The sequence below is a fragment of the Stenotrophomonas sp. 62841_Sma genome (assembly GCF_056482945.1).
On record NZ_CM151224.1, the window covers coordinates 2,316,819 to 2,343,663 of the forward strand.

The 26,845-nt window shown below is 66.0% G+C and carries 25 protein-coding genes; 14 read left to right on the forward strand and 11 right to left on the reverse strand.

All coding sequences use genetic code 11. From position 1 onward, the window contains the following. Window positions 1-13: 13 nt before the first annotated feature. The 4 genes from ACZK5G_RS10820 (at window position 14) to ACZK5G_RS10835 (ending at window position 4,794) form a co-directional block, all read left to right on the forward strand. On the forward strand, window positions 14-1,957 hold the full coding sequence (locus tag ACZK5G_RS10820; RefSeq protein ID WP_478466344.1) for a DUF3857 domain-containing protein: 1,944 nt from the start codon (window positions 14-16) through the stop codon (window positions 1,955-1,957). A gap of 111 nt (window positions 1,958-2,068) precedes the next feature. Beyond that, window positions 2,069-2,707, forward strand: a complete 639-nt coding sequence (gene lolA, locus ACZK5G_RS10825) for an outer membrane lipoprotein periplasmic chaperone LolA (RefSeq protein WP_024958744.1) — start codon at window positions 2,069-2,071, stop codon at window positions 2,705-2,707. A 230-nt stretch (window positions 2,708-2,937) separates the two neighbouring features. Then, window positions 2,938-4,215 (forward strand): replication-associated recombination protein A, encoded by a 1,278-nt coding sequence (locus ACZK5G_RS10830; protein WP_014037159.1) that lies wholly within the window; start codon window positions 2,938-2,940, stop codon window positions 4,213-4,215. A gap of 189 nt (window positions 4,216-4,404) precedes the next feature. Next, window positions 4,405-4,794, forward strand: coding sequence for a DUF805 domain-containing protein (locus ACZK5G_RS10835; protein WP_106548556.1), 390 nt, complete (start codon window positions 4,405-4,407; stop codon window positions 4,792-4,794). Between the two features lie 92 nt (window positions 4,795-4,886). Here ACZK5G_RS10835 and ACZK5G_RS10840 read toward each other — a convergent pair whose 3' ends face one another. Continuing rightward, window positions 4,887-5,657: a class I SAM-dependent methyltransferase gene (locus ACZK5G_RS10840; protein WP_329893003.1), complete on the reverse strand. Its 771-nt coding sequence runs from the start codon at window positions 5,655-5,657 to the stop codon at window positions 4,887-4,889. A gap of 278 nt (window positions 5,658-5,935) precedes the next feature. Here ACZK5G_RS10840 and ACZK5G_RS10845 point away from each other — a divergent pair, with 278 nt between their 5' ends. The 10 genes from ACZK5G_RS10845 to ACZK5G_RS10890 all read left to right on the forward strand — a co-directional run bounded on the left by ACZK5G_RS10845 (window position 5,936) and on the right by ACZK5G_RS10890 (window position 16,830). Beyond that, window positions 5,936-6,964, forward strand: coding sequence for an alpha/beta hydrolase (locus tag ACZK5G_RS10845; RefSeq protein WP_478466346.1), 1,029 nt, complete (start codon window positions 5,936-5,938; stop codon window positions 6,962-6,964). A gap of 122 nt (window positions 6,965-7,086) precedes the next feature. Beyond that, the gene (locus ACZK5G_RS10850) at window positions 7,087-8,463 is read left to right on the forward strand and encodes a YncE family protein (protein WP_065723255.1); all 1,377 of its coding nucleotides are present in this window, start codon (window positions 7,087-7,089) and stop codon (window positions 8,461-8,463) included. A gap of 51 nt (window positions 8,464-8,514) precedes the next feature. Continuing rightward, entirely contained in the window at window positions 8,515-9,564 is a 1,050-nt protein-coding gene (locus tag ACZK5G_RS10855; RefSeq protein ID WP_121503232.1) for a heme/hemin ABC transporter substrate-binding protein, read from the forward strand. Further along, complete coding sequence (locus tag ACZK5G_RS10860) at window positions 9,561-10,604, forward strand: FecCD family ABC transporter permease (RefSeq protein ID WP_478466348.1); 1,044 nt, start codon at window positions 9,561-9,563, stop codon at window positions 10,602-10,604. The genes ACZK5G_RS10855 and ACZK5G_RS10860 overlap by 4 nt, the downstream gene beginning before the upstream one ends. Next, window positions 10,601-11,362, forward strand: coding sequence for a heme ABC transporter ATP-binding protein (locus ACZK5G_RS10865; protein WP_478466349.1), 762 nt, complete (start codon window positions 10,601-10,603; stop codon window positions 11,360-11,362). Before ACZK5G_RS10860 ends, ACZK5G_RS10865 begins: the two co-directional genes overlap by 4 nt. 169 nt (window positions 11,363-11,531) lie before the next feature. After that, a complete protein-coding gene (locus ACZK5G_RS10870; protein WP_232528340.1) occupies window positions 11,532-12,110 on the forward strand; it encodes a hypothetical protein in 579 nt (192 codons plus the stop codon). Window positions 12,111-12,184: 74 nt separating this feature from the next. Continuing rightward, entirely contained in the window at window positions 12,185-12,934 is a 750-nt protein-coding gene (locus tag ACZK5G_RS10875; protein WP_164079842.1) for a hypothetical protein, read from the forward strand. Between the two features lie 467 nt (window positions 12,935-13,401). Further along, window positions 13,402-15,438, forward strand: coding sequence for an elongation factor G (gene fusA, locus ACZK5G_RS10880; protein ID WP_478466351.1), 2,037 nt, complete (start codon window positions 13,402-13,404; stop codon window positions 15,436-15,438). A gap of 253 nt (window positions 15,439-15,691) precedes the next feature. Next, a complete protein-coding gene (locus ACZK5G_RS10885; RefSeq protein ID WP_005409616.1) occupies window positions 15,692-15,964 on the forward strand; it encodes a hypothetical protein in 273 nt (90 codons plus the stop codon). 110 nt (window positions 15,965-16,074) lie between these two features. Continuing rightward, window positions 16,075-16,830 (forward strand): SapC family protein, encoded by a 756-nt coding sequence (locus ACZK5G_RS10890; protein WP_279911945.1) that lies wholly within the window; start codon window positions 16,075-16,077, stop codon window positions 16,828-16,830. Here the strand turns inward: ACZK5G_RS10890 and ACZK5G_RS10895 are convergent, their stop codons facing one another. The 10 genes from ACZK5G_RS10895 to ACZK5G_RS10940 form a co-directional block, all read right to left on the reverse strand. Beyond that, entirely contained in the window at window positions 16,831-19,155 is a 2,325-nt protein-coding gene (locus tag ACZK5G_RS10895) for an ATP-binding protein (RefSeq protein WP_478466352.1), read from the reverse strand. Then, on the reverse strand, window positions 19,152-19,898 hold the full coding sequence (locus tag ACZK5G_RS10900) for a LuxR C-terminal-related transcriptional regulator (protein WP_478466354.1): 747 nt from the start codon (window positions 19,896-19,898) through the stop codon (window positions 19,152-19,154). The genes ACZK5G_RS10895 and ACZK5G_RS10900 overlap by 4 nt, the downstream gene beginning before the upstream one ends. A 44-nt stretch (window positions 19,899-19,942) precedes the next feature. Then, complete coding sequence (locus ACZK5G_RS10905; protein WP_032127338.1) at window positions 19,943-20,470, reverse strand: GNAT family N-acetyltransferase; 528 nt, start codon at window positions 20,468-20,470, stop codon at window positions 19,943-19,945. A 135-nt stretch (window positions 20,471-20,605) separates the two neighbouring features. Further along, window positions 20,606-21,139, reverse strand: coding sequence for a lipocalin family protein (locus ACZK5G_RS10910; protein WP_049421983.1), 534 nt, complete (start codon window positions 21,137-21,139; stop codon window positions 20,606-20,608). Window positions 21,140-21,147: 8 nt separating this feature from the next. Continuing rightward, entirely contained in the window at window positions 21,148-22,221 is a 1,074-nt protein-coding gene (locus ACZK5G_RS10915) for an SAM-dependent methyltransferase (RefSeq protein WP_049399333.1), read from the reverse strand. Beyond that, window positions 22,218-23,003, reverse strand: a complete 786-nt coding sequence (locus ACZK5G_RS10920; protein WP_478466356.1) for a DUF1295 domain-containing protein — start codon at window positions 23,001-23,003, stop codon at window positions 22,218-22,220. The genes ACZK5G_RS10915 and ACZK5G_RS10920 overlap by 4 nt, the downstream gene beginning before the upstream one ends. Beyond that, on the reverse strand, window positions 23,000-23,545 hold the full coding sequence (locus ACZK5G_RS10925) for a DUF2878 domain-containing protein (RefSeq protein WP_478466358.1): 546 nt from the start codon (window positions 23,543-23,545) through the stop codon (window positions 23,000-23,002). The genes ACZK5G_RS10920 and ACZK5G_RS10925 overlap by 4 nt, the downstream gene beginning before the upstream one ends. A gap of 1 nt (window position 23,546) precedes the next feature. Next, entirely contained in the window at window positions 23,547-24,806 is a 1,260-nt protein-coding gene (locus tag ACZK5G_RS10930; protein WP_478466360.1) for a class I SAM-dependent methyltransferase, read from the reverse strand. After that, complete coding sequence (locus ACZK5G_RS10935; protein WP_478466361.1) at window positions 24,803-25,570, reverse strand: DUF1365 domain-containing protein; 768 nt, start codon at window positions 25,568-25,570, stop codon at window positions 24,803-24,805. Before ACZK5G_RS10935 ends, ACZK5G_RS10930 begins: the two co-directional genes overlap by 4 nt. After that, window positions 25,567-26,844, reverse strand: a complete 1,278-nt coding sequence (locus ACZK5G_RS10940; protein ID WP_478466362.1) for an NAD(P)/FAD-dependent oxidoreductase — start codon at window positions 26,842-26,844, stop codon at window positions 25,567-25,569. Before ACZK5G_RS10940 ends, ACZK5G_RS10935 begins: the two co-directional genes overlap by 4 nt. Window position 26,845: the final 1 nt, after the last annotated feature.

Consider the following 26,845-nt stretch of genomic DNA (forward strand, 5'->3'; position numbering starts at 1 on the left):
AAGGAACCGACGCATGCTTCACCCCGTACCAAGCGCGCTGGCACTGGCGCTGGCAGCCTTCCTGGCTGCCGGCCCGGCACTGGCAGACACCGCCACCTCCGCGCCCGCCACGGCGCCGCCTTCCACTAGCGGCGATACCGAAGCCAGCAATAATTTCAGCATTGTCCGTTACCGCGCCGACTACCAGGTGCGGCCGGATGCGGGCAATGTGCAGACCGAAACCTACGAAGTCCTGCTCAAGACCAAGGCCTCGGTCGAGCAGTTCAGCCAGGTGCGGCTGAGCTACAGCGAGAAGATGGAGACGCTGGAAGTACTCGGTGCCTACACCATCACCGCCGACGGCCAGCGCCGCGACGTGCCGGCTGACCGCATCTACACCCAGGAAAGCTATTCCAGCGCCTCGGCGGCGATGTATGCCGACCGCAAGGTGCGGGTGATCGTGTTTCCGAACCTGGCCCCGGGCACGCGCCTGTTCTACCAGGTGCGCCGCACCCAGGCCACGCCGTACTTCCCCGGCTACTTCGGCCTGTGGGAGACCTTCAATGTCTTCACCGAGTACGAGGACGCCGAGGTCACCCTGAGTGCGCCGGCCAACCTGCCGATGTTCGTCGACAGCCGCGGCGTGCAGGGCAGTGATCGCCCCACGGTGAAGAACGGACAGGCACAGTGGCGCTGGCGCTACCAGCGTCGCGAAGCCATGCCGGCGCAGAACTGGTCGGCGGCAGGCTGGGAGTTCGGCCCGAACATCATGGCCAGCACCTATCGTGACTGGTCGCAGATGGGTCGCGCCTACCAGCTCAAGGCCGGCCCGGCCGCGCAGGTCACGCCGGAGCTGCAGGCGCTGGCCGCCCAGGTCACCGCCGGCATCAGCGACCGCCGCGAGCAGGCCGATGCGCTCTACCGCTGGGTGGCGCAGAACATCCGCTATGTGGCGGTGTACCTGGGCAACGGCGGCCTTGAGCCGAACAGCGCGCAGAGCATCCTCGACAACCACTATGGTGACTGCAAGGACCATGTGACGATCCTCGAGGCGCTGCTGGCAGCCAAGGGCATCGCCAGTTCGCCGGTGCTGATCGGTGCCGGCGGCGGCCCGACGCTGCCGAAGATCCCGGTGCTGGGCCGCTTCAACCACGCCATCACCTACATCCCCGAATTCGATCTGTACCTGGATTCGACCACCGCGTGGGCGCGCTTCGGGCAGTTGCCGGAAGGTGACCTGGGCGCCCCGGTGATGCGTACCCGCGACGCCTCACTGGCGCGCACCCCGGCCAATACGCCGGAGCGCAATGCCACCTCGATGGAGGTGCGCTTCACCTTCGACGCCAACGGCAACCTGCGCGGTGAGACGATTCCGAAGCTGGGCGAGAACGCCGAGATCGGCATGCGCGCCCAGTTCTCCCAGCTCAACGCGCAGAACCGTGCGCGCGCTGAAGAGCAGATCATGGCCGCGTCCGGTTTCGATGGGCGAGGGCAGCTGCAGATCCAGGGCGTGCCGGTCGACCTGACCCGGCCGTTCGGCTATCGCATGGCGTTCCAGGCCGAGGACTACGCCGACTTCAGCGTGGCCGGTGGCATGGCCGTACCCGATCCGCCGGGTGGCGAGTCGGTGCGCGGGTTGTACGCCACCGCGTCGGCGCCGGCCAACGAGACGCCGTTCTACTGCAATGCCAGCCTGCGCGAGGAAACCTATCGCCTGCAGTTCCCGGTCAATGCGCCGATCATCGCCATCCCGGCCAGCCAGCGTTTCACCAACGCCGCCGGCGAGTATCGCGTGGACTGGAGCCGCGAGGGCCAGGACGTGATCGTGCATCACCGCCTGCAGCAGAACGCGGTGCGCGGCCCGGAGGCGTTGTGCCAGCCGCAGGACTATCCGGCGTTCCGCGCGCTGTACCGCGAAGTGCGTCGTGGCTTCCGTGGTCAGGTGCTGTACGGCAAGCTGCCTGGCTCCGGCGGCTGAATCGCCGATGGACGTTCAGGGCGGCATAATGTCGCCCTGATCGCCCATTCATCTTTATTTGGGCACACTGGCAACCACCTTTCCTGGCGCCCGCGCCCACAGGATTCCCGCATGAACTTCCGCTTCCGCCGTTTCCTTGCCACCACCACCCTGGCCGTGGCCTGCGCCGCCGCCGGCAGCGCCTGGGCTGGCGCCCGCGATGACCTGAAGACCTTCACCAGTGGCCTGAAGGGCCTGGATGGCCAGTTCAGCCAGCAGGTGTTCGACAGCCGCGGCAAGGTGAAGGAATCGACCAGCGGCCGCGTGGCCCTGTCGGCGCCGCGCCTGTTCCGCTGGGAATACGTGCGTCCGCACGAGCAGCTGATCGTGGCCGACGGCAGGAAGGTCTGGATGTACGAGCCGGACCTGGAGCAGGCCACCGTGCGCGAGCAGGGCAAGGAAGAGCAGAACAGCCCGCTGACCGCGCTGATCAACCCGGCGCTGCTGGAGCAGCAGTACGACGTCAGTGAAGAGGCCGCGCAGCGCGACGGCCTGCAGTGGCTGTCGCTGTCGCCGAAGCGTGAGACCGAGGCCAGCTTCCAGTACGCCGCGCTGGGCTTCAACGCCCAGGGCCTGGCCAAGATGGAAATCACCGATGCGGTCGGCCAGCGCACCGTGATCAGCTTCAGTGGCTGGAAGCGCAACCCGGGCTTTGCTGCCGGCACCTTCAGCTTCACCCCGCCGAAGGGCACCGACGTCATCGGTAACTGATCTCTGGGCGGAAACGCCTTGGTGGGTGTCAACCTTGGTTGACACGCTTCTGATCTGCCGGCCAGCGGCCGGCACTACCGATTCCTGTGGCCTGGCGCTGGTGGGTGCCAACCTTGGTTGGCACGCTCTCGCGGTACAATGAGCGGGTGGCAAGACACCGTTCAACTTCCTTCCCCGGCCCCGATCTGCTGAGCGTCGATCGGGAACATCTGCGCCCACTGGCCGAGCGCATGCGCCCACGCACCCTCGACGAAATGGTCGGGCAGAAGCGCCTGCTGGCGCCGGACAGCGCGCTGCGTCGCGCGGTCGAATCCGGCCGCGTGCATTCGATGATCCTGTGGGGGCCACCAGGCTGCGGCAAGACCACGCTGGCGCTGTTGCTGGCCGAATATTCCGACGCCGAATTCCGCGCCATCTCCGCCGTGCTGTCCGGCCTGCCGGAGGTGCGCCAGGTGCTGGCCGAGGCCGCGCAGCGGTTTGCCGAAGGTCGCCGCACCGTGCTGTTCGTGGACGAGGTGCATCGCTTCAACAAGGCGCAGCAGGATGCATTCCTGCCGCACATCGAGCGCGGCACCATTCTGTTCGTCGGTGCCACCACCGAGAATCCGTCTTTCGAACTGAACTCGGCACTGCTGTCGCGCTGCCGTGTGCATGTGCTGGAAGGTGTTTCGCCTACCGACATCGTCGAGGCGCTGGAGCGTGCGCTGGGTGACCGCGAACGCGGCCTGGGTGAGGAGGGCATCGAGGTCGCCCCCGAGCTGCTGCTGGAAATCGCTACCGCCGCCGACGGCGACGTGCGCCGTGCGCTGACCCTGTTGGAAATCGCTGCTGAGCTGGCGGGCGGGGAGGGTGGTCGCATCACCCCGCAGACCCTGACCCAGGTGCTGGCCGACCGCACCCGTCGCTTCGACAAGGGCGGCGAGCAGTTCTACGACCAGATCTCGGCGTTGCACAAGTCGGTACGCAGTTCCAACCCGGATGCCGCGCTGTACTGGCTGACCCGCATGCTCGATGGCGGCTGCGATCCGTCCTACCTGGCGCGCCGACTGACCCGCATGGCCATCGAAGATATCGGCCTGGCCGATCCGCGTGCGCAGAGCATGGCGCTGGAGGCCTGGGACATCTACGAGCGGCTGGGCAGTCCGGAAGGCGAACTCGCGTTCGCTCAGTTGGTGCTGTACCTGGCCAGTACGGCGAAGTCGAATGCCGGCTATGCCGCCTTCAACCAGGCCAAGGCCGATGTGCGCGAGAGTGGCACCGAAGAAGTGCCGCTGCACCTGCGCAATGCGCCGACCAAGCTGATGAAGGAGCTGGGCTACGGTGCCGAGTACCAATATGACCATGATGCCGAAGGCGGTATCGCACTGGACCAGACCGGTTTCCCGGATGCGATGGGCGAGCGCGTGTACTACAACCCGGTGCCGCGCGGCCTGGAAATCAAGCTGAAGGAAAAGCTGGACCGGCTGCGCGCCGAGCGCGAAGCGGCAAGGGCAGCTAAGGGCCGCTGACCCGGTTCATGTAGAGTCGAGCCATGCTCGACTCCGCTCTTTGACGGACTACGGGTGCCTTCTGGAACAGTAGTCGAGCATGGCTCGACTCTACAGGGGGCAATGGCAGTCGAGCATGGTTCGTCGCCACATTGTCCATAGCGCGTGCATTTGGCACACTGCGCGGCTTCTCTTTCAAGGATCGATGCCGTGCAGGAAATGATTCTGCCGTTGAAGCGCTACGCCCAGTTCGAGGGCCGCGCCAACCGCCGCGAGTACTGGATGTACCAGCTGTTTCTGTTCCTGGTCGCAACCGCGGTGATGCTGCTGGCCGGTGTGCTGGCGATCCTCCTGCGCAACAGTCCCGATGCACTGGCCGGCATCCTGATCGGCATGGTGGTGCTGCTGGGCGTGATGTGGCTGGCCACGATCGTGCCGCTGATTGCCGTGACCGTGCGCCGCCTGCATGACTGCAACCAGTCGGGCTGGCTGTTCCTGCTGGCGCTGGTGCCGGGCGGTGGCATTGTGATCATGATCTTCTCGCTGCTGCCGGGCACGCCGCAGGAGAACGTGTACGGACCGGTGCCGTCCGGGCCCTGACAGTGCGTGAGTCGCGCGTGGCCCGACGCTACGGAACAGGTCAAGGAAGCCGGCATAGCGCCGGCTTCGTTGTTTCCGGGCCGCTGCCGGCGCTACGCCGCGCGTGCCGTTATAGGCAAGCCCAGCAGGCTGTCGTGGATGATGCCCCATTGCGGGTATTGGCTATCGTGCAGCTTGACGTCAACAAAGCCGGCTTCCCCCAGCAATCGCACCAGGTGAGGATACGAATAGATCCTCAGTTCCAAAGTTGAGCCGTCACCACCATGGAAGGACAGGTCAGAGAATCGTTGCTCCCTGCCATCGCTGGTGATGTTGACAAGAACCCGATCCGCACCTTTGCCCTCGATCCGGTAGTCGTTGAGCTCAGGGAAGTGCTCAATCGTGACCTCGTGAAATCCATAGGGAACGGTGAGCACAAGCAGCCCGCCCGGCTTCAGCAATGCACGCAGGTTTCCGAGCGTGCGCTCGCAGGGCCCATCCACGTGTTCCAGCACATCTGAGCTGACAACAAAGTCATATTTTCCCAGGTAGTGTGCGGCTGGGTGACGGATGTCCAGCATGGGGCGCTTGTGGAAGTAGGTATTGATGTAATCGAACTTGCGCCGCAGGGCATTAGTGTAGATATGGGCGTCGGTCATGCCGATTCCCTTGATCTGTCCGCGCCTGGGGATCCGCTCAAGCACGCGGATCTCCCGCGCTTGGTCCATCTCCGACTGCAGGGCTGCCATGAGGGCACGGAAGCGCAGAGTGGATCCGCAGCCAATACAGCTGCGGGTTTCCCTTTCGGCGATGGCCTCGCGGGATGCTCGCAGGCGGAAACCGCAGATGTTGCACGCGGGCCTCTCGGTGGTCGGTATGCTCACGGGGAAGACGTGTGGGCGAATCGTGTCGAGCCCTTTTCGGGCAAGGCTGCGGCAAATGGCGTACACGCTATGACAGTCCCTGTTCTTGTTGATACCGCCTAGCTTGCCGTATGGCCGTGGCGCGAATCCAGCCTGCCCATTGCCTCGTTTCGTGCCGAAGGCCCTCATGCGCGCGTGATACACAGTGTGACGTTCGATCGATGTGATAATCATTCGCGTTTAAGGTAGACTGCGGTCCCTTGTGAACCGGCGGCCGTGAGCCGCTTCTGCCGCCGCTGATGAAGCATTTCGTCCCGCCTTCGCGCCGTGGTCCACTGGCCCGCGGCCTGGTCGCCTTGATGATGGGTCTGCTCCTGGCCACCCCGTACGCCCATGCCCAGCAGCGCAATCCGCTGCAGAAGATCGGCCACACCGTGCTCGACGAGCCGGCGGCCAGTTATCGCTTCGAGCATTTCGTGGTGGACAGCCCTGACCAGCAACGCCGCTGGCGGGTGAATGTGGCGATCCCGGCCAAGGCCAGCAAGGCGCCGCTGCCGGTGCTGTACGCGCTGGATGGCAATGCCGTGGCGATGGTGCTGGATCAGCCGTTGCTGGCCGAGCTGGCGGCACGCAAGGCGCCGCCGGTACTGGTGCTGATCGGTTATGACAACGACCTGCGCATCGATTCCAAGGCGCGCACCCGCGACTACACCGCGTGGATCGACCGCGCCGACGACGAGAGCGGTACGACCCAGGCGGTCGGTGGCGGTGCTGCCGCGTTCCTGGATGTGATCGAACGCCGCATCAAGCCGGAAGTCGAGCGCCGCGCACGCATTGATACGCAGCAGCAAGCACTCTGGGGCCACTCGCTGGGTGGGTTGTTCGTGCTCAATGCGCTGTACACCCGTCCCGCCGCCTTCCAGTCCTATCTGGCGGCCAGTCCGTCGCTGTGGTGGAGCCAGGGCGCGGCGCTGGGTGATCCGGAACAGCAGTTCGTGCAGAACGTGCATGGCCAGCCAGCAAAGCTCTGGCTGATGCTGGGCGGTGCCGAGCGTGTCGGTGATCGCGGCAAGCGCGACATGAACAATCCGCGCGTGGTCGCGCACCTGCGCCGCATCGGTGGTGCCACCCCGGATGCGGCGATGCAGCTGTCCGAGCGGTTGGCCAAGGTGCCGGGCATGCGCGTGCAGTACCGCGAGTTCGATGGCCTCGGCCACGGCCCGATGCTGCCTGCGTCGTTCCATGCCGCGCTTCATGAACTGTACGGCGTGACCGACCGCAGTGCCGGTGACGGCGCGCCCAATAGCGGTGACAACGCCGCCGAATGAATCCCTTCGCATGCCAAGGCGTGCGACCCCACTACCCAGGCGAGGCTGCCGATGTGCAGCGGCCCAGGCAACCGATGAATCCCGCGTCACGTGGCGCGGCCTACGTGTGCAAGGAGCCTTCCATGTCGTTCCGTCCGTCTTTCCGTCTCACATCTCTCGCCGCTGGCCTGTTGCTGGCCGTGACCGCCACCGCACAGCCGGTGTTCGATCAGCCGGCCAACGCCACCTTCAAGGGCGAGGTCGTCTCGCGCGGTGAGAACGTGGTTCCCGGCAGCACTGCCGACGTGGTCGGTCGCGGTTTCGTGCCGGGCCAGAAAGTCAGCCTGCTGCGTGGCGACAGCGTGCTCAACACGCAGCCGCTGGTGGTCGATGCCGATGGCAACTTCAAGACCCAGCTGAGCATTCCGGCCGATGCCGTGCCGGGTACCCACCCGGTGGTGGTGCGCGCCAGCCAGCCGGCTGCAGCCACCGTGCTGAAGCTGCGCGTCTCGCCGCAGTTGCCGCTGTCCGGCCAGGCGCAGTTCGCCACTCAGTCCAACAAGCTGGTGCCGGGCCTGTACCAGTCCGCCTACAGCGCCGCCAGCAACGCGGTGTTCGTGACCTCGGCTGTGGGCCGCCCGCCGGTGACCCAGTCGCAGCTGCTGAAGCTGGACCCGAAGTCGCTGAAGGTGACCAAGGCGATCACCCCGGCGCAGGTGCCGGGCAGCACCAATGGTGCGGTGTACGCGGTCTACGGCGTCGGCGTGGATGACACCAACGGCAACGTGTGGGTCACCAACACCCGCCAGAACTCCATCGCGGTCTACCGCCAGAAGGACCTGTCGCTGGTCCATCAGTTCCCGGTCGATGCCGTGCCGCACGCGCGCGACGTGGTGGTTGATGGCACCCACGGCAAGGTGTTTGCCTCGGCCACGGGAGAGGACCACCTGTCGGTATTCGACGCCAAGACCCTCAAGGAGCTGCCGGCGGTGACGCTGGAGTCCGGCGTGGACGACGGCAAGTTCACCCCGATGAGCCTGGTGCTGGACGAGAAGGGCGGCAAGCTGTTCACCGTCAGCATCGGCACCCCGGAAGCGGCAGTGATCGACGTGGCCAGCGGCAAGGTCGAGAAGGTCATCGACCTGGGCAACTCGATCAGTGCCTCGGGCGTGGCCTTCGACGCAGCGCGCAACCGCCTGTACGTGGCCTCGCAGGGCACCGACAACCTGCTGATCGTCGACGTGGCTGCCGGCAAGGTGCTGCACGATGTACCGGTCGGCGCCGGCGCGCTGAACGTCGCCTTCGATGATGCGTCCGGCCTGGCCTACGTCAGCAACCGTGGCGCTGGCACGGTCACCGTGGTGAACGGTGACGGCAAGGTGGTCGCCAACCTCGACGGCGGCACGCTGCCGAACCACGTCCGTGCCGATGGCAAGGGCAACGTGTTTGCGGTGAACAAGTCGCGTGGCGCCGAAGACCCGAAGGGTGACCGCATCACCCGCATCACCCCGAAGCAGTAAGTCACACGGCGGGGCGGCGTGCGCGTCGCCCCGCCAGCAAGGAGATCGAGCATGAACATCGCGTCCCGTCTGCGCCTGTGTGCGCTTCCGTTGGCTGTCTCGCTGGCACTGGCTGCCTGTGGCGGTTCATCGACGCCCTCCGATAGCGGCAAGCCGGTTGAGCCCGCCGCCGCCGCAACCGCGGCTGGCGAAGCCGCGTTGCCGGCTGGCTGGCAGCGCGTGGCTGGCACCGATATGCCGGCCGTGCGCGACCAGAAGGCAGTGCTGCCGGCCAAGGTGCATTCCGATGACGGCGCCGACGTCGAGGTGACCGATACCAGCCGCATCATTGCCGGTGGTGACGACGTGATCGCGGTGATCGAGGCGCTGGGACTGGACAAGCAGGTGTTCGCCGCGCCGACCAATACCACCACCCAGGCCGGCCTGGCTGCCCCGCACCAGTTCCTGTTCAACCGCACCACGGGCGTGGAGGGCGTGCTGAGCCTGCAGGGGTCGCTGTTCCTCGGCAACAGCCTGCGCCGCCACACCGAGCTGGCGAAGAAACTGCGTGAGGTGGGCGAACCGGCGGTGGTCATCGATGACCTGCAGCCGGCACCGGACAAGGTGCGCAAGGTCGCCGCCGCACTAGGGCTGGCCGAAGCAGGGCAGGCACTTGCCACGCAGGTGCAGCGCCAGCTCGATGAGGCTGCAGCGATTGGCAAGGGCCTGGGCCATGCGCCACGACTGATCCACGTGTCGGCCACCGGCGCCGGTGGCTCACCCACCGTTGCGGGTGCCGACAGTGCGTCGGCGCAACTGATCGCACTGGCTGGTGGTGTCAACATCGGCACCGAGGCGGGGGTGAAGAACTACTCGCAGCTGAGCAATGAAGGCGTGGTCGCCGCGGCGCCGGAGGTGATCCTGGTGACCGAGCATGACCTGCAGCTGTTCGGCGGTGCCGAAGGCCTGTGGAAGGCGTACCCGACGCTGAAGCAGACCCCGGCCGGTCAGGCCAACCGGGTCTGGGTGATGCCGGATGTGCAGCTGAAGTACACCAGCGTGGGCTCCGGTGCCGGTGCGCTGGCGCTGGCCAAGGCCCTGGCGGCGTTGCCGAAGGCATGAGTCCGGCGGATCGGCGCCGCCGTCGCGGGCGGACGATGTTGCTGGTGGCGTTGCTGGCACTGCTGGGGGCAGTGCTGGCCTCGTTCGCCGTGGGTCCGTTGCGGTTGCCGCCGCTGGAGGTGATGCAGGCGTTGGCGGTGAAGCTGGGTCTGCTCGATCCACAGGCGGTCAGCAGCCGCGACCTTGCTGTGGTCTGGCAGCTGCGTATTCCGCGTGCCCTGTTGGGCGCGATGGTCGGTGCGTCGCTGGCGATGGCCGGTGCCAGCCTGCAGGGCCTGTTCGGCAATCCGCTGGCCGATCCTGGCATTGTCGGTGTCAGCCAAGGCGCCGCACTGGGTGCAGTTGCCGCCATCGTGCTGGGCGCTGCCGGTGCGGCCGGTTGGCTGGTGCCGGTGGCCGCGTTCGCTGGCGGCGCACTGGCAATCGGCCTGACCTACGCATTGGCTCGGCCCGGCAAGGGCTCGGGCAACGCCACGCTGCTGCTGGTCGGTATCGCGATGGCCGCGTTCTGCTCGGCGTTGATCGGTTTCCTTACATATATCGCCAGCGAGAGCGAGCTGCAGTCGCTGGTGTTCTGGCAGATGGGCTCGCTGGCGCGCGCCAACTGGGCCGATGTGGTGGCCGTGGTGCCGTTGTTTGCCATCGGCGTGTTTGCGTTGCAGCGGTTGGCCACGCCGCTGGACATGCTGGCGCTGGGCGAACGCCAGGCACAGCACCTCGGGCTGGATGTGACCCGCACGCGGCGTCGTCTGGTGGCGTTCAGTGCGCTGCTGGTGGGCGCAGCGGTGGCGTTTGCCGGTTCGATCAGTTTCGTCGGCCTGGTGGTGCCGCACGTAGCGCGCCTGCTGGTCGGTCCGGGCCATCGCTGGCTGCTGCCGTTGTCCGGCCTGCTGGGCGCACTGCTGATCGTGGTGGCCGACACCGCGGCTCGCACGCTCGATCCCCCGGCGGAGATTCCGCTGGGCCTGTTCTCGGCCGCGCTGGGTGCGCCGTTCTTCCTCTGGCTGGTGTTGCAGCAGCGCCGCAAGGCCGCGCCATGAGCGTGCTGCTGAAGCTGCATGAGGTGGTGGTACGCCGCCAGCAGCGCGAGATCCTGCACGGCATCTCGCTGGCGTTCGAACCGGGTACGGTCACCGCACTGGTTGGCCCGAATGGCGCGGGCAAGTCCACGTTGTTGGCGGTCGCCGCCGGTGACCTGCGCGCTGACGCGGGCGAAGTCAGTCTGCTGGGCCGGCCGCTGACCAGCTACAAGGCCGGGCCACTGGCGCGCGAGCGCGCGGTGATGCCGCAGGAGCACGGCGTGCGCTTCGCGTTCAGTGTGGAAGAAGTGGTGGCGATGGGGCGGCTTCCGCATCCGCCGGATCCAGCCGTGGATGACGCCCAGGTGGAAGCGGCCATCGATGCCGCTGAACTGCAGGCGCTGCGCCTGCGCGAGGTGCAGCAGCTGTCGGGCGGTGAATCGGCACGGACCACGTTCGCGCGCGTGCTGGCGCAGGACACGCCGCTGCTGCTGCTGGATGAGCCGACCGCAGCGCTGGATCTGCGTCACCAGGAACGCACGCTGCGCAGTGTGCGCGCCTGTGCCGAAGCCGGTGCGTGCGTGATCGTGGTGCTGCACGACCTCAATCTGGCCGCGGGCTATGCCGACCGCATCGTGCTGCTGGAGCAGGGCAGGGTGGCAGCCGATGGCACGCCGTTGCAGGTGCTGACTGAAGAAAACCTGCGGCGGGTCTACCAGCAGGATGTGGTGGTGCTGGAGCATCCAAGGCGTGGGGTGCCGCTGGTGGTGGTGACGTAGTCCGGAACTGCCTGCGAAGGTGGAGGGCGCACGTAGTTGCGCCTCTCAATTTTGACGCAAATGGACCGGCGTTAGTGGCTTGCTGCTTTGGCAGTTACATTGCGCCCAACGGGCGATGCTCCGGCGGGCGGAGCATCGGCTTTACTTCTTGAATGCTCTGCCTCATTGATTGGCCTTCGCCGAAGATTCGAGAGGGGTGCTCAGTGTGGGTGTGATGTTTAATGAAGTGTGGGGCACGCGGGCGGCGGTACTCTGCGTGGCAATGGGACTCTCATTTCCGACTCAAGCGCAGCAGGATGTATCGTCGACCCTGTCCCGCTTGTTGCAGTGCCAGCTGACTCACCAGGAATTGGACAACTTCACTGATCGGATTGCAGCGGGCGACCTGACGGATTTCAGTCAGAGCAAGAAAGGTAATGGCGCGGCACTGATGCTCTGGGAGGCTCGGGCTCCTGTCATGGCGTGGGGAGAATCCTCGACGCTTGTGCATGTTTCGGGTGTTCAGGAGATGCTTCTTGCAATTCCGGTGCCCGTTGGAGAAGAGATGGAGCGGGGGAGATCCATTGCGAACCATATCGGGGGTATGTCATCGCGCTGGGATGCCGAGGCCATGGAAAGAGTGTATGGCTGGAAAGGACTCAATCTGTACAAAACGCTCCCTGGTGATCGACATGTACGGATGATTGTTGATCTTTCGTATTCACCGGGATGGGTGACGGTAGGCTGCACCTACGGGGAAATGAGCTGATCAGGGCCGCACGGGCGCATCGTGCCTTGCTCGACTTATCATGGTGCATCTGAATTTCTCAATGGACTGATGCAATGATCTGTAATGTTTCGCGTGGCGTGCTGCTGGCCGTGATGGCCGCCTCCGCAGGCGCCGCCAATGCGGCATCGACTTCGCCGGTGTCGCTGATGAGCGCGGGCGAGCAGGCCTCGCTGATCGAGAGCCGGTATTCCGCCGGCGGGGGCGCTCCGGTGGTTCCGGTGACTACCCGCTATTTCGCCAGTGATGAAGTGCTCATCAGCTGGGATGACCAGCAGGTGCTGATGCTGTGCAGGGAGGCGGTGTACCTGCAGATTCCTGCCGGCAAGGCAGGTGACGTTGCGCTGGCCGCTGAACAGCGGCAGATGATTGCCTATCAGGCAATGATGTCCGGCCTGGGTTCGCTTGCGACCGTGGCCGAAGCGGCGGGGGATTCGGTGGTGGTGGCAGACGACGGCAGCGAGACCCGTCGCGCAGGTGAAAGCAGCTGGGCCTACGGGGTGGAACGCCATGACGTCACTACCCAGCGCATGGCCGATGGCGCGCTGCGGATCCGGGCGCGCAAGACCGAGACCGTGAACAAGGCCAAGCCTGCGGAGCCGGACGACATGTTCAGCACCGAAGACGACCAGGCGGCGCGACTGTCGGAGCTGGCGCCGGTCGGCAGCTGGACCGAGGTGGTGGTCCATGGCGGCCCGCGCCAGGCGCAGGTGGATCCGGCGATGTCGTTGAAGGGATGGATCTCGATGGGGGACGACCAGGCTGCGACCGTAGCTGAGGCGCGCAAGCTGCATGAGTGCAAGTGAGCTGAGCTGGGGTCAGAGCCCTTTGCATTGGGCAAAGGGATCTGACCCCGGTCATTGCCGGCCTCATCGTTCTATTTATGTGCGTAATATTCACTTGCGCGCCAGATTGGCAGGTCTAGAATGCGCCCCATGAACCGGATGCCGCTCCTGAAGTTTTTCACCCTGACCCGCGCAAGCGCGGAACGGGCGTGTCTGCCTGGAGCCCCACGAGGCCGTTGAATCGGCCATCGCTGGACCTTCGACAGAGCGCCCTCCGGGGCGCTCTTTTCGTTTTCGTTTCTTGTGAGTCGACTAACAGTCGACTCTACCCAGTCGACCCTACCCAGTCGACCCTACCCAGTCGGCCCTACCCAGTACCCAAGGAGAACGTGCCATGCACCAGATCGCCGAGACCGAACGCTAGCCGCGCACCCTGTCGCCAACCGGGGTGCGCGGCCCCCGAAGTTGGCTTTGCAGGAACCTTTCTCATGAACACCCAAGTCCTTTCCCGCCGTCGCAATCTCGGCATCATTGCCCACATCGACGCCGGCAAGACCACGCTGACCGAACGCCTGTTGTGGAAAAGCGGCGAGATCCATCGCGTCGGCGAAGTGCACGATGGCAACGCGACCACCGATTTCTCGGCGATCGAACGCGAACGTGGCATCACCATCGGCGCTGCCGCCGTACAGGCGCAGTGGGCGCCACGCGACCTGCCGCCGCATCGGCTGACCCTGATCGACACTCCCGGCCACATCGACTTCGCCATTGAAGTTGAGCGTTCGCTGCGCGTGCTCGACGGAGCCGTGGCTGTGTTTTCGGCCGTGGATGGCGTGCAGCCGCAGTCGGAAACCGTGTGGCGCCAGGCGCGTCGCCATCGCGTGCCGCTGATCGCGTTCGTCAACAAGATGGACCGCGTCGGCGCTTCGTTCGACCGCGTGCTGGAGCAGCTGCAGGACAAGCTGAGGGCGCGGCCGTGGGCGCTCGGTGTGCCACTGGGCAGCGAAAGCGACTTCAACGGCTGGGTCGATCTGGTCGATGAGCGCGTGCTGCAGTGGGAAGATGGCGCCGTAACCGCGGTGACCCCGTGGGACGCCGCCGCGCGGGCCCAGTGGCAGGCCGAGCGCGATGCGCTGGTCGAAGCCGTAGCCGATCACGACGAACTGCTGGCTGATGCCTGGCTGGAGGGTCGCGTGATCGATGCGGAACTGCTGCGGGCGGCGATCCGACGGGCGACGCTGGCGGGTGCAGGCGTGCCGGTGCTGGCCGGTGCGGCCTTCAAGGACAAGGGCATCGAGACGCTGCTGGATGCGGTGGTCGATTACCTGCCGTCGCCGCTGGATCGGCCTGCAGTCACTGCTGAAAGCGAGAGCGGCGAGGTGGTGCTGCCGCCGGATCCAGACGGTCCGCTGGCGGGCCTGCTGTTCAAGATCACCCACCAGCAGCACGGCGCATTGAGCTTCGTGCGGCTGTACTCGGGGACCTTGAAGGTCGGTGATGCCGTGGCTAGTTCGCAGCATCCGCAGGGTCGACGTGTCAGTCGCCTGGTGCGGGTGCAGGCTGACCAGACTCACGACATCGAACAGGCCGTGGCCGGCGATATTGTGGCGGTGCTGGGCTGGAAGGATGCCGTCAGCGGTGAAACGCTGAGCGGGCGTGCGCAGCCGCTGCGCCTGGAGAACATCCAGGCACAGGCGCCGGTGCTGGCGTGGCGGCTGGAGCCGGCGCGTGCGGCCGACCTGATCCGGATGGCGCAGGGTCTGGCCAGCCTGGCCCAGGAAGATCCCTCGTTCCGCGTCGAAACCGATCGCGACACGGCGGAGACCCTGGTCTGGGGCATGGGCGAGCTGCACCTGGAGGTGATGGTCGAGCGCCTGCGCAGCGAGTGGAAGGTCGAGGTGGGCGTAGGTTCGCCGCGCGTGGCCTACCAGGAGACACCGCTGCGTGCGATGGCCGGCGTGGTGGGGCGGCTGGTCAAGCAGACCGGTGGCCAGGGCCAGTTCGCGCACGTGGTGCTGGATGTATCGCCGCGCGAGGACGACCAGGTCGTGTTCAACGACCGCATCGTCGGTGGCGTGGTGCCGCGCAGCTTCATCGCCGCGGTGGAAAAGGGCGTGCGTGCCGCGCTGTCGGAAGGTCCGCAGGGCCATCCGGTGGTCGGTATCGAGGTCAGTCTTGTCGATGGCCAGACCCATGCCAAGGACTCGTCGGAGATGGCGTTCCACCGTGCCGGTGCCGAAGCGGTCAAGGCGGCACTGGCCGAAGGTGGCACGCAACTGCTGGAGCCGGTGATGGCGGTGACGGTGCATTCGCCGTCAGCGTCGGTGGGTGACGTGGTTGGCGACCTCAACCGCCGCCACGGCCGTATTGCCCGCATCGAGGACCAGGACGGTCGTGCCGAGGTCAGTGGTTTCGCACCGCTGGCGCAGCTGGTGGGGTACACCACCTCGCTGCGGTCTCTCAGCCAGGGGCGGGCCAGCAGTGAGGCGCACCTGCATGGTTACGAGCCGGTACGCGCGGCATGAGGAAAGGCGAGGGGAGCCCGTGAGCGGGCTCCCTTTTTTTGTCGTCGGGAGCGCCCATCCACGCATGGCGTGGATCTACCGGGTGATCGGGTTGCAGGCCCTGCAGTAGATCCACGCCATGCGTGGATGAATTCGCATCGACACCGGGATAATGCACTGCATCGCAACAAAACTGCAGAAAAAGCTGGATTAAAGTGATGCCTCACGATAAATTGCGCACCCCCCGTTGCTCGCCGCCGCCCGCACCCCTCTCATGCGTGATGACAAAGACCCCGGAACCCTGGAGCTGACCCTGCCGCGAAAGCGCGGTCGTCCGCCCAAGTTCGGGTACGCAATGAGTGACGCGCAGCGCGCAGCGCGCTACCGCGCGCGCCGGGCCGGGCAGGCCAACCACGCCGATGTGCGCTCCTGCTCGGACATGGTGCTGCTGGACAAGATCCGCGCTGCTGTGAGCGCGCGCGACACCGAGCTGGCCGGGTTCCTGGTCCACGTCCTCTGGCAGCGCTACCCCCTGCAGTTGAAATAGGCCGTCGGTGGGGTGGCCGTTGTCATCGAGCTTGTTGATAATGCGGGATTCAGGTTGTTCCCGCTGGCGCGCCCGGGATGGCAGGCGCGCATGATCGAACGGTTCCCAAGATGACGACCACCAGCGACACCACCACCGAAGCGGCGCCGAGCAGCGCCCCCCTGTTCTACACCCGTCCGGTGCCGCTGCAGGCCGATGTGCATGCCGATCTGCGCATCCTGCCGGGCAGACTCGAGTTTGCCGCCGGCAACAACGCCATTCCGCTGGTGCTGGGCGAGTTCTCGCTGGCCCTGCACCACTTCCCGATCCTGTTCGCTGGCCCGACCGCCGTGCCGATGGCCGCCGTCGGTGTTTCCGACCAGAACCTGTTCATCAAGGACGGCCTGTGGGAAGACGAGGCCTATATCCCGGCCTACCTGCGTCGCCACCCCTTCATCTTCATCGACACCGGTGCGGACAACGATTTCCTGCTGGGCATCGACGAAGAGAGCTCGCGCGTGGTCAAGGGCGGTGACGAAGGTCAGCCGCTGTTCGTGGACGGCAAGGCCACCGACATGGTGCAGCAGGCGTTGGAGTTCTGCGGCCAGTACACCCGCGAGCACGAACAGACCCAGGCCTTCTCCAAGGCCCTGATCGACAACGGCCTGCTGGTCGAGCGCAACGCCACCGTCCGCACTCCGGATGGCCGCGAGTTCAATCTCAACGGCTTCCTGGTGGTGGACGTCGAGAAGTTCGTGGCGCTGCCGGAAGCGACCGTGGTCGAGTGGCACCGCAGCGGCTGGCTGGCGCTGATCCACCAGCACCTGATGTCGCTGGGTCGCTTCAATGACCTGACCCGTCGCCAGGTCGAGCGCCTGGCGGCCTGATCAGGCCAAGGGTGCGGCTTCCGCCTCGCGGGAGCCGTGCCACTGCTGCAATCCCCGCAGCAGTCGCCGCGCCTCGACCCAGTCAGGCGCGGCCTCATGCCCCAGTTCCCACAGGTCGGCCGCTGTGCCGGCCTGATCCGTTGCCCGGCACATCTGCAGCGTTCCCTGCAGCCGGTGAGCATGATGGCGCAGTGTCGAGGCATCGGTGTCCTGCACGGCCTCTTCAATCCTGGCCAGCTCATGGGCAATGTCCGCAGTGTAATCCGGCGCGGCGCCAGGGGTGTCATCGGGCGCAGTGCCGTGCGCCGAGGGCGGCAGGTCCAGCGCCTGCAGCAGGCTCGCAACCTGCAGCGGCTTGACCAGGATGGCGTCGAAGCCGGCCCTTCGGCAGCGTGTCGCGTGCCGGCGCCCCATGCGGGCGGACAGGGCAATCACTCGCAGAGGTGCCTGTGCCTGCGCACGCAGCTGCTGCGCCAGTGCATAGCCATCCGAGCCGCGAAGCCCGATATCCAGTACGACCGTGCCGCGCGGTCGTAGCGCATGCTCGGCCAATGCGGCATCGGCATCGGCAACCGCGCGTACGTCGGCGCCCAGCCGACGCAGTTGCTCTGCGACGACATGCCGGCTGAGTGCATGATCTTCGACAAGGAGCAGGTCGATGCCGGTCAGTGGCGTCTGCTGCAGCGGCTCGATGGGCGGCTGATCGCCGTGAACGGCGCGGACCGGCAATCGCAGGGTGAAGCGGCTGCCGCGCCCATGCACGCTGTGTGCGGTCAGGTTGCCGCCCATGGCAACGGCCAGTTCGTGCGCAATCGTCAGGCCAAGCCCGCTGCCGCCACGTCTCTGGCCATCCTCGTTCTGCTGGAATGGTCGGAACAGAAGCGCCAGTTGAGCGGGTGCGATGCCGATGCCGCTGTCGATCACATCCAGCAACAGCTCCCGGGGAGACAGGGCGGGTTGTAGTTGCAGGCGCACCTCGATACCGCCGACATCGGTGAATTTCAATGCATTGCCCAGCAGGTTGTCGATAATCTGGCGCAGTCCATCAGCATCGAGCACAACCACCGGCGCTGGATCGGGCGCGCGATCCGACTGGAGTGACAGCCCTCTCCGCAGTGCCTCCGGCCGGATTGCTTCCAGTGCACGGGCACAGAGTTGGCCGACGTCGCAGGGCGTGGGATGCGGCCTGAAGCTGCCGCTGGCAAGGCGCGAGAACGCCAGCGAGCGATCGAGCAGCCTGCGCAGCGAGTGACCGGCGGCAAGGGCAGCCGCGAGCAGTTCACGCTGCCCCTTGGGCAGGTGTGACTGGCTCAGCAGGTCGATCGAAGCCAGTACTGTCTGCGCGGAATTGCGCACTTCATGGCTGATCATTCCCGCCGCGCGCCCGAGGCGTTGTTCCGCGCGGCCGATTCGCCAGCGTAACGCCTGCCAGAGCACGGGCAGGCCGATGAGTGCCGCGGCCAGACACAGCAGCCAGAGCAGGAGCGGGGAACGCACCCGATCCAGTGCGCTCTCGATGGATGTGGGCAGCATCTGCTGCGCCCACAACTCCAGCAGGCCTGCGTGCTCTTCGAGGGTGATGGCGCGCAGCGCCTGATCGATGCGCGCCAGCAGCTGCTGGTCCTCCCGGCGGACAAGCAGGTGCAGATCGGTGGAGAATCCGCTGTCGAACGGGTGCAATTGCAGGTTTCCCGTGAAGTGCTGCCGGATCATCGAGTGCAGCGTTGCTTCCAGGCCGATCGCAGCATCGGCGTTGCCGCTTTCAACAGCGGCCAGGGCCGCATGGCGGTCGGGGAGATGCAGGAGGTGGATCCGGGGGTGGTGGATCGTCAGCCAGTCGGCATAGGGACCGCCTTCAACTACGGCCAGCAGCTGCGCCCTCACGCCGGTAATGTCACGGGGCGGGTGCTCGCCTTTACGCACAGCCAATACCGTCTTGCCGCCATGGAAGGCGCCGGAGGCCCTCAGGTTGGGACAGGGAAGCGGGTGATGCGAGGGGCTGCCCATGACCAGCACCAGGTCGGCCTCGTCCCGGCAGACGGCAGCGACCGCTGCGCTCGTGCTGGGGTAGTTGAGATCGCGGAAGCGCAGGCCGGAATGCCGAGCCACAAGCGTGGCATAGCCATGGGCGAGGGTGGGCAGTGCGCTTGAATCCGCCAGCGTTGGGGGGAGCGGTCGCAATGATGGCGCGGTGGCAACCCGCACTTCGCGGCCGGCGGACCATCTCCGCAACTGTGCATCCTCGGCCGATGCAGCCGGCAGCAGGATCAGGGCCAGCAACAACGTGCACGACGTGCGCAGACGGAGGCGAACGCGCCGCCTCATTGGAGCTCCAGCTGCTGCCGCAGTGCATAGATCTCCACGTCATTACGCAACCCGAGCTTGCGCAGGGCGGCGACCTTCTGGGTGCTGACCGTCTTGACGCTGCGGTGGCGGCGCAGCGCGATCTCCGAGACAGTCAGGCCGGCCAGGAGCAGGTCCAGCACTTCGCGTTCATTGCGGCTGAGTTCCTCGCGGCACGCCGGGAACAGGCAATCAGCAGGGAGGCGGCACAGCCCTTGAGAGATGCGCACGATGGCATCAGACAGCATCTCCAGGGGCTCGGACTTGCTGACTACGCCGGAGATGCCGCTCGCCAGCAGGTGGTCGATGCGGGTGGTTGGCGTCAGCGTGGCGAAGGCGAGCAGGGGGATATGTGGAAAACACTCGCGCAGCAGGGGAACCAGCTCATCACTGCTGCGGTCGCCAGGCGCCAGGGTGAGATCGACGATGGCGACATCGACTGCCAGCTGGCGGAGGCTGCCGATGAGCTCGTCGCTGCGGGTGTGGCTGGCGACAATGCTGAAGCGAACGTCGCGGGACAGGTGCAGGGCGGTGCCGCGGCGGACGATTTCGTGATCGTCGAGGAGTGCCAGCCGCAGTCGGCGCGGTGCAGGATATCCATTCATGCGCAGGGAGGTGATCGGCGCCCGCAGGGCGTGGCGATCATTCTGGCGCCGCTGTCGCGTCGAGCATCGAACTTGTTTGAATTTTGCGATTATTCCTAAGAATCGATGCGTAAAGCCCATCAATTCAATGCCGCCGATTGATGAGGTGGATCGTCAGTACCCAATCACGCGCTTCGGGGTACTTCGCTCGCGCTGCGCAGGTCGCGGGCCATTTCGCTGGTCGCAGCCCATCCGAGATCCGCATACAGTGGTTTCCCTTGGGTGGTAGCGTGCAGCACCGCGTAGGCCACCGCTCGTCCGGCGAATGCATGGTCGGCCAGTTTCATCAGCTGGCGGGCGATGCCGCGACGCCGATAGCCGGGCTCCACGTAGACATTGAGTACGTAGCCGCGCGTGTCCTGCTCTGGATGGGCGGGGTGGGGCGGCCAGTCGATCAGCATCAGGCCAATGCCTGCGATGGGTTGTCCATTGTCGGAAAGGACATGGCCGAAGTAGTCGCCTGACACCAGGCGCGGTTCGAGCCAGGTACGGAACGGGGCCGCCATCTGCTGAAGGATCTCTTCGCTCCGGCCGCTTTCACGGAACATCGCTTCTCGGTGAGCGCAGATGAGGTCGAGGTCGCACGGAAGGATCTGCCGGACTTCGAATCCATTCCAGGAGGTTGTGATGGCATCGTCCGCGGGGCTGTTCATCGATCGTGTATCCGTTCCGGCCTTGCTGGCCTGCCCAGCATCGTATCTGCAGGGCGCGTCGCGAGTGCACCACGTTGCAATGATTGATGATCGACTGATGCTCCAGGACGATCGACCCGGGCAGAAGGTGCCGCGTCATCGCACCGATTGCGGCACCCGCCTCAGCTTGCGGGTGTCGTAACCCATGGCCGCAATCCGCTCGACCGCCTGCTGGTAGTCACTGTCCGACACCTGCGGGGTGCGGGCCATGTACCAGACGTAATCGCGCTTGCTTCGTGCCACGATGGTCTGGCGGTAGCTTTCATCGAGCCAGGCGATCACGTACTCAGCCTGGATCGGCCAGATGAACTGCATGCCCCAGACCGCGCCGTTGCCTTCCTTCTCGACACGACCGATGGGGTGCATGGACTTCTGTGGCGCTTCGAAGCTGCCTTTGCGGTACGTGAAGGTGGTCTGGATGCGTCCATCGGGGCGCAGGGCATAGCTCTCCACGGCGTCGAAGGCTTCGCGCTCAGGGCGCGACGGGATATGCGCGATCACGTACCAGTCGCCCATGAAGCGCGGCACATCCACCGACGGTGGACGCGGCAACGGGCGGGTGTCGCTGGAACTGCAGCCGGAACCGAACAGGCCGACCGCGATCAGGGGAAGCAGCGGAAACATGCGCATCGGGCACCTCAGCGGGGTCGGAACAGATAGTGGGCCACCAGCCACTGCTGGCCGTCGTCGTAGCCGAACAGCTCGGCGCATGCCATCCAGAACATCCGCCAGCGCTGCCACCAGACCTTCGCTGCAACCTGGCCATAGGTGGCGATCAACACCGGCATCACCTGCTCGCGGGCTGCATCCTGGTTGGCCAGCCAGTGGTCGGCCGTGCGCTGGTAATGGGTGCCGTCCAGCAGCCAGCGTTGCTCCAGGCGCAAGTCGCGCTGGAAATGCAGCAGCGTGTCGGCCGCCGGCATCAGTCCGCCGGTAAAGAAGTGGCGACCCATCCAGTTGTCGCCGCCGTCTGTCTCGAACGGATACATCAGTGTGCGATGGGCGAAGATGTGCACGAACAGTGCACCGTCCGGTTTCAGCCACCGTGCGATGCCTGCCAGCAGGCGCTGGTAGTTGCGTACGTGCTCGAACATCTCCACCGAGACACAGCGGTCGAACCGGGCCGTCGGCAGGTCAAGCTGGTTGACGTCGCGGGTCATCACCTCGACGTTGCCCAGGCCGCGCGCCTGGCACTGTGCCATGATGTACTGGCGTTGGCTGTGCGAGTTGGAGACGGCGGTGATATGCGCCTGCGGGTAACGTTCGGCCATCCACAGGGTCAATGAGCCCCAGCCGCAGCCCAGCTCAAGTATCTGCTGGCCATCGGCCAGTCCGGCGCGCTGGCCGTACAGTTCCAGCATGGCGTCCTCGGCCTGGTCCAGCGTTTCGCGCCCGGTGGCGTAGTAGCAGCTGCTGTACTTCAGCCGCTTGCCCAGGCAGGCCTGGAAGAATGCCGCGGGAACTTCGTAGTGCTGGCGGTTGGCCGCTTCGGTATGCAGCGCGAGTGGGCTGTCGGCCAGCTCGGCGATGCGCTGGCTGAAGCGTGCCGATTGGCCTTCGATGCCGCCTTCGCTTTCCTCATGCAGGCGTTGCGCGCACAAGCGGCGGATGCCCGCACGCAGCGCCGCATCGGGCACCAGCCCACGTTCGGCCCAGGCGATCAGCCCGGTTTCCGCATCTTCGGCCGGATTCAGTGACGGGATCGCGCTCATGCGGAATGCTCCTTGGAAGAACGGGGGAACCAGGGAAAGAACATCGATGTAGTGCGCTGGTAGGCGCGGTAGTCGTCGCCCCGGCTGCGCAGCGCTTGCTTTTCAGTGAAGGGAATGCCGCTGAGATAGCGCAGGAACACGTACATCAGCAGCGGGCCGGCCCAGGCCAGCCACCACAGTGGCGAGCCGACCGCGAGCAGGACATAGCTGAACCAGTGCAGCCACTCGAAGAAGTAGTTGGGGTGGCGGGAGTAACGCCACAGCCCCTCGCGGCAGGTTCGGCCATTGTTCGCCGGGTCGGCGCGGAAGCGGGCCAACTGGCGGTCGGCCAGGCTCTCGCCGCCGACGCTCAGCAGCCAGACAAGTGCGGCGGCCACGATCCACAACGTCATGCTTGTCTGCGGATTGGCCGCCACCGCGACGAAGGGCAGGGCGAACAGCACGACCAGCAGCGCCTGGGCCATGAAGAAGCCGAAGATCTTGCCTTGGTGCCCCTGCCAGTGCTCGCGCAGATAACGGTAGCGGCCGTCTTCCTGTTCGTGGCGGACCCGGTGCCACAGGTGCAAGGCGAGTCGACTGCCCCACAGGCCACCGAGCACGCCGAGCGCCATCCGTGGCGCCGCCGCACCATCGCCGAGCCACGCCAGCAACAGGGCTGACGCGCCCATGCCCTTGGCCCAGAGCACATCGACCACGCCGATGTTGTGATGGCGGCGCTGCCAGGCCCAACCCCAGCTCATCACAAGTACGGCATACAGCAGGACCCACAACAGATTGATCATGACGGTGCTCCTGCCAAGGGCGGCGGGAGGGTGCGGGAGCCGCGACGAGCGGCCATGCACAGCAGCGAAAGCGCGATGCTCCAGCCCACACCCAGCACCAGCAGGCCCTGCCACAGCGGCGCAGTGAAACGGACCGCCTCGAAACCGCGCGCTGCGGAGAGATACGCCAGCGGGGCCAGCAACAGGCCAAACAGGGCTGGCAGGGCAGGGTGGCGCAGCAGGAAGCGCATCGAAGTGGTCAGCGTCATCGCAAACGCGGCCCACAACGCCATGATCCAAAGGGGCGGAGTCCAGCCCAGCGGGGCAGCAGCGTAGCGCACGGCGCCGCTGGCGGCGGCACTGGCGTCGACCAGCCACGCGCAGGCCAGCGCCAGCAGCATCAGCCGAAGGTCCAGTCGAGGGTGCGGTGAAGTCAGCAGCTGGCTGCCGATATAGATCGTTGCGGCCAGCAGCGCCGGCCACTGCCAGCCTCGCCCTGCGCCGGCCACGGCACACAGCCAGACCAGCTGGTTGCCAAGCAGATTGGCCCAGAACCGGCGCATGTCAGCGGCTGTCGCCCGCAGCGAGGACGGGCCGGTGGTCCGGACGGGCCAGCAGCAGATGCGAGACGCCGATCGAACGTTCCAGGAAGCCGCCCTCGCAATAGGCCAGATAGAATTCCCACAGCCGGCAGAAGCGTGCATCAAAGCCCTGCGCCTGCACCGCAGGCAGCTGGGCCAGGAAACGTTGGCGCCAGGCGCGCAGGGTCAGTGCGTAGGAGTGGCCGAAATCCTGCTGGGCGATCAGCTGCAGGTCGCTGGATCGGGTCTTGGCGGCCATGATCGCGTTGATCGATGGGATGAAGCTGCCCGGAAATACATAGCGCTTGATGTAGTCGACGCTGCGCCGGGCCTGTTCGTAGCGATGGTCCTCGATGGTGATGGCCTGCAGCAGGGCAACGCCATCCGGCTTGAGCAGGCGTTGCAGCGTAGCCATGTAGGTGTCCAGGTACTCGGCGCCGATCGCTTCGATCATCTCGATCGAGACCAGCTTGTCGAACTGGCCCTGCAGGTCGCGGTAGTCCTGCATCAGCAGCGTGACCTGGTCCTGCAGGCCCGCTGCCTCTACGCGTTGGGCGGCGAGCGCATGCTGTTCCGCGGAAATGGTGGTGGTGGTCACATGGCAGCCATAGTGCTGGGCGGCGTGTACCGCGAAACCGCCCCAGCCGGTGCCGATCTCCACCACGCGGTCGCCTGGCTTGAGTTGCAGCTGCTGGCAGATGCGGTCCAGCTTGCGCCGCGAGGCGGATTCCAATGACTCGGATTCGCTGTCGAACATCGCCGACGAGTACATCAGGTCCGGCGACAGGAACAGGGCAAAGAAGTCGTTGCCCAGGTCATAGTGCGCGGCGATATTGCGGCGGCTGCCTTCACGGCTGTTGCGGCGCAGGCGGTTCCAGACCCGCAGCATCCCCCCACCCAAGCGGGCCGGGCCACGCTCCATGCCGTCGAGCAGATCGCGATTGCGCACCAGCAGCCGGATCAGTGCCACCAGATCGTCGCAGTGCCACTCGCCCTGGATGTAGCTTTCGCCTGCGCCCACGCTGCCTTGCGCAGCAACCTTGCGATAGAACGCCGGGTCATCGATGGTGACGGCGACATGCAGTTCACCACGGGCATCGCCCAGCCAGACTTCGCCGAGTGCATCGCGCACGCACAGCCGGCCGTCGCGCATGGGGGCAAGCTGGGCCAGCAGGCGGCGGCGCAGGAACGCGTCCAAGGCGCCGGGGCGCGGCAGGGCAACCCAGGGAGTCATCGAGTTCATCGCGGTTTCTCGGCAAGAGTGGGGTGGTCGTGTACCGGGTTGCGTTTCAACCACAGCCGCAGTGCGTGCCAGTGAATGGCGGCCACCACCTGGGTGGTCATCAGGGGATAGCAGGCCAGGACCCGGGCCAGCCCGCGGCCATCCAAGGCACGCCGCTGCATGGCCTGGGTGGCATCAAACTGGCGCACGCCGTCCCGCCAGACCTGCATGTGCACGCGCAGGTCCTGGTCGGGGCGGTTGAATCGCCAGTCGTAGCCGCAGTCCATCGGCATGAACGGCGAGACATGGAAGCACTTGTCGAACTGCCAACGCAGTGAGCTGCCTTCGTGCGTGGCGGTGGCGACTGGCAGCACATAGGCGTGCCGTTCCTTCCAGGGCGTGTTGGTGATCTCGGCGACAATGCAGTCCAGCGTGCTGCCGTTGGCCTGGTAGCAGTAGTAGAAACTGACCGGGTTGAACACGTGCCCGGCAAAGCGAAGATGCGTGAGCAGGCGCACCGGGCCGGTCGGCCGGTAGCCAAGCGTGTGGGCAGCGTGATCGCGGATGGCATCGGCCAGTGGCCGTGCGGGATCGCCGAAGTAGTCGCTGCGGCGGAACTCGGCCAGGTTGCGGCGATTGACCGACCACAACCAGCGCCCGTCGAACACCGTATCGAGTTCGTCCAGATCGAGCAGCAGCTGGGCGATGGGGTAACGGAAGGCATGCGGGTGCGGATGATGCCGGCGATGCATCACCTGCCCGATGTAGAGCGCGCTGGCACTCATGCCGCCACCTCATCCGCGGCGGATGCCAGCCGATGTGGAGCGCAGGCCTGCAGGGCATCGACCACGCGGCGGGCGCTGCGGATGCCATCCTCATGGAAGCCCCAGCCCCAATAGGCGCCTGCGAACCACGTATGGCGACGGCCCTGCAGTTCCGCCCAGCGCTGTTGCGCGCGCACTGCGGCATGGTCGTGCACCGGGTGGGCGTAGCGCAGCGTACGCAGTACTTTGGCCGGATCGATTGCCTCGCTGCGGTTGAGGGTAACCACCAGGGGCGTATCGCCGGGCAGGCCCTGCAGCAGGTTCATGCAGTAGCTGACCGTGCAGGGCGCGGCGCGATCCTCTGGCACGTGCGCGTTCCATGCCGCCCACGCCTTGCGGTTGCGCGGCAGCAATGACGCATCGGTGTGCAGTACGGCCTCGTTGGATTGATAGCGGATGGCGCCGAGGACCTCACGCTCGATGGCATCGGCGTCGGCCAGCAACGCCAGCGCCTGGTCGCTGTGGCAGGCCAGGATCACTTCGTCGAAGGCCTCCGCGCCGGCCGCGCTGTGCACGCGTGCACCCCAGGGCATGCGTTCGACCATCCTGACCGGGCATTGCAGCCGCTCATGCACCCGCCAGCGGCGGCGCAGCGCATCCACGTAGCGCGCCGATCCCCCGCTGACCACCCGCCAGCTCGGGCGCCCGGTCATCTGCAGCATCTGGTGATTGGCCATGAACTGGGCCAGGTAGCGCGCCGGGAAGTCCTGCACGGTGGCGGTCGGTGAGGACCACAGTGCCGAGGCCATCGGCAGCAGGTGCTCGTCGATGAAGGCCTCGCCATAGCGCTGGCTGCGCAGGTACTCGCCGAGCGTGGGGCCGTCTTCCTCGGCCAGCAGCAACGGCGCATCCCGATAGAACCGGCGCAGGTCGGCCAGCATGCCCCAGAATCGAGGTGACACCAGGTTGCGGCGCTGGCAGAACAGGCCATCCAGCGAGGTGGCGTTGTACTCCACGCCGCTGCGCTCGCTGTGCATCGAGAAGCTCATCGTGGTCGGCTGCGAAGCCACACCCAGCTCGTCGAAGAGCGCGGTCAGCAGCGGATAGTGTTGGGGATTGAACACGATGAACCCGGTATCCACCGTCATGCGTGTGCCATCCACCTGCACGTCGTGCGTGTGGGTATGGCCACCGAGGTAGTCGTTGGCCTCGAACAGCGTGACGTCGTGCTGGCCATCGAGCCACCAGGCACTGGCCAGCCCCGCGATACCCGAGCCGATGACGGCGATGCGCATG